The sequence below is a fragment of the SAR324 cluster bacterium genome, from assembly GCA_015232315.1.
Taxonomy (GTDB): Bacteria; SAR324; SAR324; order SAR324; family NAC60-12; genus JADFZZ01.
The window spans coordinates 1-10,874 of the sequence record JADFZZ010000060.1; the positions used below are offsets into that span (position 1 = coordinate 1).

10 protein-coding genes are annotated in these 10,874 nt (G+C 45.5%); 5 read left to right on the plus strand and 5 right to left on the minus strand.

The features are described from left to right. Window positions 1-176: 176 nt before the first annotated feature. The 3 genes from HQM11_20755 to HQM11_20765 all read right to left on the minus strand — a co-directional run bounded on the left by HQM11_20755 (window position 177) and on the right by HQM11_20765 (window position 2,989). Window positions 177-1,349, minus strand: a complete 1,173-nt coding sequence (locus HQM11_20755) for a cysteine desulfurase (protein ID MBF0353468.1) — start codon at window positions 1,347-1,349, stop codon at window positions 177-179. Continuing rightward, the gene (locus tag HQM11_20760; GenBank protein MBF0353469.1) at window positions 1,346-1,894 is read right to left on the minus strand and encodes an RNA polymerase sigma factor; all 549 of its coding nucleotides are present in this window, start codon (window positions 1,892-1,894) and stop codon (window positions 1,346-1,348) included. The genes HQM11_20755 and HQM11_20760 overlap by 4 nt, the downstream gene beginning before the upstream one ends. 126 nt (window positions 1,895-2,020) lie before the next feature. Next, entirely contained in the window at window positions 2,021-2,989 is a 969-nt protein-coding gene (locus HQM11_20765) for a quinone oxidoreductase (protein ID MBF0353470.1), read from the minus strand. 277 nt (window positions 2,990-3,266) lie between these two features. On the opposite strand from HQM11_20765, the gene HQM11_20770 reads away from it, so the two are divergent. Together HQM11_20770 and HQM11_20775 are read left to right on the plus strand one after the other, a co-directional pair. Next, complete coding sequence (locus tag HQM11_20770; protein MBF0353471.1) at window positions 3,267-3,854, plus strand: ATP-dependent Clp protease proteolytic subunit; 588 nt, start codon at window positions 3,267-3,269, stop codon at window positions 3,852-3,854. Further along, window positions 3,841-5,676 carry an ABC transporter ATP-binding protein gene (locus tag HQM11_20775; protein ID MBF0353472.1) on the plus strand — a complete coding sequence of 612 codons (1,836 nt, stop codon included), beginning with the start codon at window positions 3,841-3,843 and terminating at the stop codon, window positions 5,674-5,676. Before HQM11_20770 ends, HQM11_20775 begins: the two co-directional genes overlap by 14 nt. On the opposite strand, the gene HQM11_20780 is transcribed toward HQM11_20775, so the two are convergent. Further along, window positions 5,661-6,518 (minus strand): hypothetical protein, encoded by an 858-nt coding sequence (locus tag HQM11_20780; protein MBF0353473.1) that lies wholly within the window; start codon window positions 6,516-6,518, stop codon window positions 5,661-5,663. The two genes, HQM11_20775 and HQM11_20780, sit on opposite strands and share 16 nt — an antisense overlap. Before the next feature lie 255 nt (window positions 6,519-6,773). Here HQM11_20780 and HQM11_20785 point away from each other — a divergent pair, with 255 nt between their 5' ends. The 3 genes from HQM11_20785 (at window position 6,774) to HQM11_20795 (ending at window position 9,815) form a co-directional block, all read left to right on the plus strand. Further along, window positions 6,774-7,664, plus strand: a complete 891-nt coding sequence (locus HQM11_20785) for a hypothetical protein (GenBank protein ID MBF0353474.1) — start codon at window positions 6,774-6,776, stop codon at window positions 7,662-7,664. A 161-nt stretch (window positions 7,665-7,825) separates the two neighbouring features. Then, window positions 7,826-8,221, plus strand: coding sequence for a hypothetical protein (locus HQM11_20790; protein ID MBF0353475.1), 396 nt, complete (start codon window positions 7,826-7,828; stop codon window positions 8,219-8,221). 19 nt (window positions 8,222-8,240) lie between these two features. Continuing rightward, window positions 8,241-9,815 carry an NAD(P)H-hydrate dehydratase gene (locus HQM11_20795; GenBank protein ID MBF0353476.1) on the plus strand — a complete coding sequence of 525 codons (1,575 nt, stop codon included), beginning with the start codon at window positions 8,241-8,243 and terminating at the stop codon, window positions 9,813-9,815. Window positions 9,816-9,835: 20 nt separating this feature from the next. Here the strand turns inward: HQM11_20795 and HQM11_20800 are convergent, their stop codons facing one another. Beyond that, window positions 9,836-10,630: an alpha/beta hydrolase gene (locus HQM11_20800; GenBank protein MBF0353477.1), complete on the minus strand. Its 795-nt coding sequence runs from the start codon at window positions 10,628-10,630 to the stop codon at window positions 9,836-9,838. Between the last annotated feature and the right edge of the window lie 244 nt (window positions 10,631-10,874).

Genomic DNA, 10,874 nt, shown 5'->3' on the forward strand with positions numbered 1-10,874 from the left:
ACATTTTCCACCACGATTGCCCGATACCATTGCGTCGGGGTACTTTGGTTCAATAGCAACCTGGCCACTTGCCGGCTTTCCATCAACATTAAAGAGGAGCCTGCGGTTATATTTGCACTATAGACAAGCGAAGTTCCAGACATAATGTTCTTAGCTTTTGATCGGGTACTTACGTTTCACAGTTTCTGAAAGGTGCCACGTTTTTCATATAGTTTGCGTGCATGAAACAGAAGTCGTTCAATGAACACCGTGATATCCTCAGAAGTGGTGTTCCATCCCATGCTCACACGCAGGCATGACTTAGCCTGTTTCCGGGATAATCCCATGGCAAGCAGGACATGACTGGCTTCCAAAGCGCCTGAGGAACAGGCGGAACCTGTTGAAACGCTGATTCCGTCAAGATCGAGACGAATCAGCAAACTTTCCGCGCTGAGACCTTCAAATCCGAAGTTCAAAGTGTTTGACAGACATTGTTCCACATTTCCATTCATGAAAAATCCATCAATTTTCTGAAAGGCGTCAATCATTTGACGTTTGAATTCCCGCCATTTTGTATCCAGTTCAGGCTGATGTTCCACATGCCAGGATAAGGCCTCGGCAAAACCTGCGGCCATGACACTGTTTTCCGTTCCGGCTCTCCGGCTTCTTTCCTGCTTGCCCCCAGTGATCAACGGTTCCAGAGAAACGCCATTGCGGACATAGAGCAACCCGATTCCGGGAGGACCTCCGATTTTATGCGCTGAAAATGTGGCATAGTCCATCCCGGAGTCTTTCAAGTTCAGCGTCATTTTCCCGGCACCCTGAACACAATCCGCATGAAACAAAAAATGATGATTCCGGGAAAATTCGGCCAATTCCCGACACGGTTGAATCGTTCCGGTTTCATTGTTGGCCAGCATCACCGAAAGCAGTACGGTGTTTTCCCTGACCAAATCCTTCAGAGATTCAGGAGCGACAGAACCTGAACATGAAACCGCAACCGTGGAATAATTCCCGAGTCCCTTCCCCGCCAGATATTGAACGGTTGAATGAATGGAGGGGTGTTCGATGGACGAAGTGATGATGTGGAACGGCGTTGGCTTGTACTGAAATTGTCTGAGAAGTGTGTTGTTGCCTTCACTGCCACCGCTGGTGAACAGGATTTCCTGCGGGGTGACCCCAAGAGTTTCCGCAATGTTTTTTCGGGATTGTTCCAGTAAATCACGTGCCGACCTACCGCCCTGATGAGGACTGGAGGGGTTCCCGACGATGGCTGAAAAACCCTCCTGGAGGCATTTCAAGACCCCCGGAAGCATGGGCGATGTCGCATTATAATCCAGATAGATATGGCGGGATGGCGATTGTTTCATTGAGGTCGAATCTGCGTGTAACTGGTTTTTAAAACTTCTCTGGCTCTGAACATTTTGCTTTTCACGGTTCCTGAGGGAATCTTCATGATTTCAGCGACTTCATCATAGGAACAGCCTTCAAAAGAAACCAGAATCAACACTGTTTTCAGATCATCAGGCAATTGGTCAATGAACCGGTTGAGATCATGAACCATGGCGTCTTTTTCAAATTTTTCTGAGGGAGTCAATTCGAGAGATGGTTGTTCTTCCAGAATTTCTTCTGAAACAAATTCAACATTTTGTCCTGGAGATTGACGATGATGCTGTAAAACCTTGTTGTAGGCAATGCCAAACAGCCAGGTTGATAGTTGACTGCGTGCCTCATAACCTGAAAGCTTGTTGAAGGCCGACACAAAGGTTTCCTGGGTCAGATCTTCAGCTTCATGTCTATTCCAGACATGTCGGAGAATGAAACGGAAAATTTTGTTTTGAAAACGCGTTACCAGCAATTCAAAGGCACTGGAATCCCCGACCAGAATCAAGTTGATCAATTCCTGATCAGACAATGAATTGTTTTTTTAAATAATTTCATAGGATTACTGACAATTCATGAGAAAGATTCTGACAAAAAACTGTGATTGTTGACAATGTGTCGATATAAGGGGTTTCTGTATGAATGATGAATTGCATCATCAGGGAAACATCAGAATTTTTCCAGTTGTTTTCCGCCCTTCCAGATCCGAATGCGCCTGACGCGCATCCTTCAACGAATATTTATGCTCAATCCGGAGATGGAGTTTCCCCGCCAGTATACGGTGGAACAGATCCTGAGATCGGGTTTCAAGAGAGGGACGGTCCGCAATATAGTCTTTCAGGGTTGTTCTGGTAAGATACAGAGAGCCTCGTTGTGACAGCATCAACGGAGAAAACGCGGTGATGGGACCACTGGATTGTCCGAAGGTCACCATCATTCCTCTGGGTTTCAAACAATTCAAACTTTTCTCAAAAGTATCCTTCCCCACCGAATCATAAACCACATCGACTTTTTGCCCCTCTGTAATTTTCATCACTTCCTGCTCAAAATCCTGTCTGGAATATAAAACAAGGGCATCGGCGCCTGCCTGTCTCGCCAGTTCAGCCTTGGCTTCTGTCGAAACGGTTCCGATCACATAAGCACCGGAGGCCTTGGCCAGTTGAATGGCCAGCAACCCGACACCTCCGGCGGCGGCGTGAATCAGACAGGTGTGATGCGCCTTCAACGGAAAGGTGCTTTGGGTCAAATAATGCGCAGTCATTCCCTGAAGCATGGTCGCGGCGGCGTTTTCCAGCGAAAGGGCGTCGGGAATCCTGACCAGTCGTGATTCTGACGCACAGACAAATTCAGCATACGCTCCGGGAACATCCGCAAACGCGACCCTGTCACCCGGTTTGAATTGTGTGACTTGTGAACCGATCCGCTCGACCGTACCCGCACCTTCCAGTCCGGGTATGAACGGCAGACTCACCGGATACAGTCCGCTCCGTTGATAGGTGTCGATGAAATTCACACCCAGGGCTTCAAGTTTGACCAGCACTTCATGGGATTTGCAGTCAGGTCGTTCAACATCCACATAATCCAGGACTTCCTTGCCGCCGTATTTCCGGATTCTGATAGCTTTCATAGCGTTCCTTTTTGTAATAGGGTGTGTAAGGTTACAATTTTTTATAGTTGACGTTATTTCTGGTTCAATTTTGAATTATTTTCAAGGTTTGTTGATCGCTAATGGCACATAGATCGAGTATTATGTGTATTCAATGAATACGGACATAAAAAAACTTGCGTTGCCCCGGTCTCTCTCCTAGATTTTTCAATCTTTTACTTCGGGAAGATCTTGATATTCAGGTGGTCTGTCACACAGGAACCACCATGTTGACACGTTCATGTTTGAAGGAAATTTTATGGAAGAACAAAAAGAAGATATGCTTGAAGCCGCGGGGCTTGCCGCCAAATTGCTGGAATCAAGAACTATTGTCATTTCAAGGCATGTGGATTCTGAATTGACGGCCAAGGTGCTTAATTTGCTGATCCTGTTGGAACAAAGTGATCCTGATAAAATGATTACCATCATCATCAACAGTCCTGGCGGTGAGGTGTTTTCAGGGTTCGCTATTTTTGACATGTTGCGTTTTATCTCTTGTCCCATTCGAACCATTGTGAGTGGTTTTGCGGCAAGCATGGGTTCCATTCTTAGTCTGGCCGCACCCAAGGGGCGTCGATTTATAATGCCCAATGCCAAGGTGATGATCCATCAACCCCTGCTGACAGGTTATCAGGGGAGTGTCATTGACTGTGAAATTCAGGCAAAACAGATTCTGAAAACTCGTGACAAGATCATTGATATTTACTGTGAAGCGACAGGTAAAAATTATGAAGAAATCAAAAAGGCACTGGACCGTGACAACTGGTTGACCGCAGAAGAAGCCCTGGCCTATGGCCTGATTGACAAGATCATTAAAACCCGCAAAGAATTGAATGAAATCCAGTAATCCTTCCAGTTCAGCCACAATTCCAGGTGTGGCTGAAGACATCCCCGCGAAGTCATCCGCCAATAACTCGGGCAGACTGAAACTGCTGTGGCATTATGTCAGCCAGCATAAACTCACTTATGGAGTAGGCATATTTTCGATTCTGGCCACCAATTGGATTGCTGTCAGTATTCCTCAATATATTCAAAAAAGTATTGATCTGATTCAGACGAATCTTGCAGGTCGTCAGGATGAACTTTTGCGATACCTGGTGATCATGCTGTCGCTCGCACTGGGCATGGTGGTGGTAAGAACCTTATCCAGGGTTTTGTTTTTCAATCCCGGCAGAGCCGTTGAATTCGCCATCAAAAATGATCTGTTTTCACATTTAACCCGCCTCCAGAAAAATTATTACGATCACACCAGCACCGGGGCCATCATTTCCAGAGTCAACAACGATATCACAGGAATCCGGCTGATCTGTGGATTTGGTTTGTTGCAACTGTTCAATATCATTTCAGCCCTGTCCATGACTCCATGGAAAATGTGGCTGATTTCGCCCGATCTCACCTTGTATTGTGTCATTCCGGTGATTCTGGTTTTCAGCATTGTTCGGTTTGGGATGAAATTTATCATTCAGAACATGAATCAGTATATGGACAGTCTCCAAAAAATGTCAGGTTTCACGGTCGCCGCATTGTCCGGCATTGATGTGATCAAAAGTTATGGAATGAATCAGTGGACTGTTAGCCGTTTTCAGAAAGATAATCAGAGTTTGTTGGACCGATCGCTCATCATTACATGGATCAGATCTTTTACCATGCCGATTCTGGTCAATCTGGATAACTTCCTGAAAATTGTAATTCTGGCGCTGGGTGGCGCAATGATGATTGAGGAAGGGTTGACCATTGGCCAGTTGACCGCGTTTATCACCTATGCCGGACTGTTGACCATGCCGTTGATGGGACTGGGTTGGGTTACCACAATTTTTCAACAGGGATTTGTTGGACTCAACAGCATCCAGACCATCTTTCAGGAACCTGTACCATTTCAGGAGTGTCAGCCATTACCGGAAGCTGAAGCTGAAACCTTGATGAATCAGGGGGTGGTTGTCAAAAATCTCAGCTTTCGCTACAGCGATCAGGAAGATTGGGTTTTGAAAAATATTTCGTTCCAGATTCAACCTGGTCAGACGGTGGGCATTCTTGGAAAAGTCAGTTCAGGAAAAACCACGTTGGTCCATTGCCTGAGTCGCTATCTGGAGACGTCGGACGGAACCATTTATTTTGGAAAACATGACATCAATCACCTGACTTATGAGGATATCAGGAAATCCATCCATACTGTGCCGCAAGAACCATTTTTATTTTCTGATACGGTGCAGGAAAATATTTTGTTTCCCTTGCGGGTGCGTCCGGAAAATCCTGATGAACTGCTGAAGCGTCTCCTGTTTGAATGCGCACTGGATCAGGAAGTTCAGCACTTTTCCAATAACGTTCACACCATTGTGGGTGAAAAAGGGATTATGTTGTCAGGTGGGCAAAAACAACGGATCAGTCTGGCCAGAGCCCTGGCATCTCCTTGTGAACTGCTGATTCTTGATAATGTTTTGTCTGCGGTGGATTATGAAACCGAACATTTTTTACTTGACCAGATTTTTACCACTCGCAGAGCAAAAAGTCTGCTGATTGTGTCACACCGGTGTTCAGCCCTGGAAAAAGCGGATCATATCCTTGTACTGGATGAAGGCCGGATTGTGGATCAGGGCACCCATGAAGATTTAGTGACACGTCCGGGTCATTATCAGGAAACCTGGAACCTTCAGCATCAAACTGAAGGTTGATCCTCTGTTCGTTCCCCTTGAGCCTCACTGACTTCCGGGATATCCGCTTTTTTGGGCCGGACGAGATCTGAAATTTTATTGTCGCCATAACGGTCAATCACCGCATCAATCACCCCTTCTGCCATCCTGATAAAGAAAATATTATAATTCAGGTTCACATTTTTAAGCGTTTCCACACTCAGCACAAATTCCTTATCTTTCAGGTTATCCCAAAGAGTGCTCACCATTTTTTGAATATTTCGTTGATTCATGGAACGTTGCATGATGGTTTTGGTGTAACCTTCAATGACGTGCAGATTCTGTTTAATGAATTTTTTGATTTCGCTTTCAATGTTCTTGAACGCGGTGGGATAACGATTGATGGTGCTGGACGCGACATTTTGCCCGAGTTTGACCAGTCGCCCGAAAATAGGAACTTTCTGGGTGAAAAAATTTTCATCAAGAAACATATCCCGGATGTTGTTGAACATCAGTTCTGAAATAGACTCACGATACAATTGGCTGGTGATGAAGTTTTGAATGATTTGGTCCTGTTGTTCATGATCCGTTACCAACGAACTGAATAAATCCTGAAACGCATCTTCAGAAACGAGATCTTCCACCTTGATTCTCAATTCAAGCCGTTTCAATTCTTCCCACACCGATTGTATCGACATCCGGTCCTGTCCCTTCAAAAAAATCTCCAGGATCTCCATGGTGACTTTTTTATTAATCATCGAATGCAGGGTTTTGTCCTTGTTTTCGTCATACCAGGAACGTCGCTTGCCCGGTATGGACTGCCTGGCACTTTTCATCGGTGATCGTGCTTTTTTTCCGGTTGGAGGTACTGTATTTTCGTTCATGATCTTGCCACAGAATTTAAGGTTAAAAAATATTCATGATTCTTTTATCTCATTTCATGCTTTAAGGGATAGGTCAATGGGGGAAATAAAGAAAAATTGAGTTATCTCTTCCATTGTGTTTTTGTTTCAGTCCAGTTATAAACTCAAAAACACACACATCTCCATGTGTCCAACAGGCTTTCCACGGCATCCGGGTACGGGTTGATCGCTGAAGGGCAGAAATGGATTCAATCTAAAATAAAAGGAAGGTAATTCATGCAGACTCCTGAACTGGAAAGCATCCCGCTTCACGAAGAAATTGTTTTTTTCCGCCCCGTCCTGGCGACTATCAGAAAACTGCTGGATGTCGTGGAATCAAAGCAGGGAACCAGTGTGCAGGCCGATGTCAATGCGTTTTATGTTCCATCCCAAGGTCAGCAACGAGCCATCACAGAAATGCATCTGGCTTCCAGTGAATGGCTACCGATTCGTGACTATCTGATGGGCAAATCACCCTTGCATTTTTTTTATGAACCACAGATGTCAGGTCTGGTCTACAAAGAGGGGTGTTACTGGATATTTCCGGCCATAGAACAACTCAACCAGTATTGCTACCGGGAACGCCTGAAACTCAATGAACTTTCGCCCAAAAGTGTGCGCAAACTTCCCTTTCAGAACCTGGAACCTCATTTTCAAAAAGAAATCGCCGAATTACTGAACCATGACGAAAAACTTTATTCCATGCGCGCCCAGGAATGTGAGCGACATTTGAAACTTGCCCGATTTTATCTTCCCAAAAGTCAATATCTGGAAATTCAGACACTAGCCCGGATCATGCTCAAACTGGGACTGCATCATGAAATTCAGGATCTGATCCGCATCAATAAAGAAAAAGTCATGGTCGATCGCATGAAGCTCAAAAAACGAGTCAGAGCCGTCCATACACTCAGCATGAAGTATTATTTTTTTAACGTTCCCGATGAAGAAAAACAAAAAATTGATGGTCTGGTCGACCGCGATGAAAGCAAACAACTGAAAGCGCTGGAATACATTGAACGAAAAGTCGGCAAGTCTTTCAGCATCAACAACACCCATGACCAACTCAAGAAAATCCAGCAAACCATTTCTGATCGCCCCGTCACGTCCCAGGAACCTGTTGAGGAATGATTCCTGAACAACAGGCAATTCCACCATCTATCCCATCCGCAATCCCAGTTTTTTTTGGATGCTGTCTTTTCCTTTCCTGATTCTGTAGCCCTGAATGGTGCTAAACTTGCTTTTCCAGTCATAGACATTTGCGCTATGAATTTTTTTCGTGGAAAGGCATTATGAGAGTATTCCTTCAATTATTTTCAGCCATTGTGTTACTCATAACAGCAACCAGCGGGTGTTCAGACCGTGAATCTGAACCAGGTCCCCCCACGTTCAGTGTATCCCCCGAAGAAGAAACAGTTGCGGTTGGCACCGAAGTCACTTTCACTGTGACACAAAAAGCTGATCTTCTCTCTGGATGGACTCTGGCCTACGAATGGTGGACTCTGGATAATGTGTCCACTTGCCGTGGAAAAACCTGCGTCATCACTAAAACCACCGCACAAACTGTGACCCCCGTTTATCATGTCCGCATTTATGGAAAAGCATCCGGAAATCAAACCATGCAGATATTTCAGAACAATACCGAGGAAGAATATGACTGGGATGCGCCAACAGTTACCTTTGAATGAAACGAATTGATCAAAACTTATGAATAAAATACTGAAACACCACAATACAGCCCTTCAGTTGCCTCAAAGATTGGCCACAGCGGAAGCCATGCGACGCATGGATCAACGTGCCATTCAGGAGTTGGGAATTCCAGGGATGGTTCTCATGGAAAACGCGGCCAGAAGTGTGGCCGATTTCATGGTAAAATCTTATTTGCAGGACAATCCCGGTTTTAATGTCGTGGTGTGTTGTGGAAAAGGAAACAATGGTGGCGATGGTTTTGCCATTGCCAGAATTCTGGGAAACAGGGGATACCGGGTCAAAGTGGTCCTCACGGGTTCCCCCACTACCAGGGATGCTCAGTTGAATCTAAAACTCTGGGAACATTTTGGCGCGACTTTCAAATTTCCAGGCGAAGATTCACGACAACTCCTGCAGAATGCGGATATCGTCGTTGACGCGATTTTCGGGACAGGTCTCGAACGCCAGGTTGAAGGTGTTTACAAGGAATGGATCGAAGCGATCAATGAATCCAATGCCATAAAAATCGGAGTGGATATTCCCTCAGGGGTGAATTCAGATGATAGCAAAATCATGGGTATCGCTGTCAGGTGTGATCACACCATTTCCTTCCAAGTTGGCAAACAGGGTTGTTTTCAGCTTCCTGGGGCCTCCTATGCAGGAAACGTTGTCATCGCGGATATCTGTATTCCTGTTTTCTGGGAAGAACATGAAGAACCCGTATATTTAGCAACACTTCCCTTTGCAAAATCATTGGTTTTAAAACGTCCAGAGGATGCTCACAAAGGTTCCTTCGGGCACCTGTTGACAATTTGCGGGTCTGCCGGCATGGGTGGCGCGGCCGCTCTCAGCTCATTTTCCGCTCTAAAAAACGGGACAGGGCTTGTTTCTGCCTGTGTGCCACTCAGTTTGAGAGACCGTCTTCCCGGGAATTTCCCCGAAGTCATGACATTATCCAGAGAATCATCGGTTCCCCAATATTTTACAGGGGAGGATCTTGAATTTCTGAAAGAGGCGATTGTTTCCCGTGACGCGGTCTGCGTTGGCTGTGGGCTTGGACAACAGGCTTCTACCTTGCAACTCATCAGGGATCTGGTTCCACAAATCAAAAAACCCGTGGTGCTTGACGCTGATGGATTAAACGCGCTTGCACCCCTTGGGGATTTCAGCTTTGAGACACCGGTGATTCTGACCCCGCATCCCAAGGAATTTTCCCGACTGTGTGAAGCAACCATGGCAGAAATAAGGGATAATCGAATTCAATTGGTCAGACAGTATTCGAAACGCTGGAACGCAATACTCGTGTTGAAAGGTGCCCACTCTGTTATCGGTCTCCCCAATGGAACAGTTTTTATCAATCCCACCGGTAATCAGGGTATGGCCACGGCTGGTTCTGGAGACGTATTGACAGGAATCATCGGCGGTTTGCTGGCACAAGGTTATGAACCGGAAAACGCCGCGATTCTTGGCACCTTCCTGCATGGACTCGCCGGCGATTTACTGCTCAAACACATGCACCCTGCCTGTATCACTGCCATGTCAATGCTTGACGGGATCAACCTGGCATGGCAAGTTCTTGCAGATGTTTCATAAGCCACTGCAAGCCATTCCTCTCAGACCTGTTTTTCAAGAAATTCAATGATATCGTGTGAAACCTTGTCAGGCGCATCCGCATAAAAGGCATGACTCATTTTCTTATACCGAATCAGCGTGGCTCCGGGAATCCGATCTGCCAGAATTTTAGAATTTTCCGCGGATACGATAGCATCCTTGGTCCCGGTCATAACCAGTGTCGGTTTTTTGATTTGGGGAAGTCTTTCCCATGAATTGTAGCGGATTAAGGCCATGAACTGTTTTTTCTGATTTTGAGTGGTGATTGGTGCTTTGAAGCCTGCTTTTATGGAATATCTCACTGCGGAATCCCGGGTGTCTCTGGAAAAATTCATGTAAAGTAGCGTTTCGTTGACTGTCATTTTGGGGGTAACCAAAAACTTGAGGACCCATTCGATGGCATAAGGTGAAAAGAATTTGCCACGTCTCGGCCCGCAAAAAGTACACCCTAAAACCAATCCTCTGACTTTATCAGGATAGCGCAAGGCCATTTCCTGCGCGATCATTCCGCCCAGTGAGATGCCTAAAATATGGGCTTGTTCAATTCCCAGAGCATTCATAAACGCCTGAGTGTCATCGGCGAACATTTCCACCGTGAAGGGCTCATCGGTGGATGTGCTTCTGCCGGCCCCACGGTTATCCACCATGATGACCTGAAAATGTTTTTCCAGTGATTCAATCAACTCCGGTGGCCACTGATCAATATTGCCAGTCCAGCCCATCAACATGATGAGCGGAAATCCTGTTCCATGTGTTTCATAATACATTTCAATGTTATTTACATTTACCTTGGGCATAGGTCTCCTGTGATTTTTATTAAATGTTGGATTATGAAATCCAGAAATTATAACAAGGTTTATGGATATACCAGTTCTGTTTTCTTTTTGATTCAACGGAGCGGATTTTTTCTGAAATTTTTCGAGCTGTGCAGGTGATTTGAATATGTTGTAGAACAGGAATACACTGGATTTTGCGTTATTTTCCCCCAAAAAGAACCTTTTGATGCGAGAATCCTATGTCCAATTATGAAATCAAGATCCA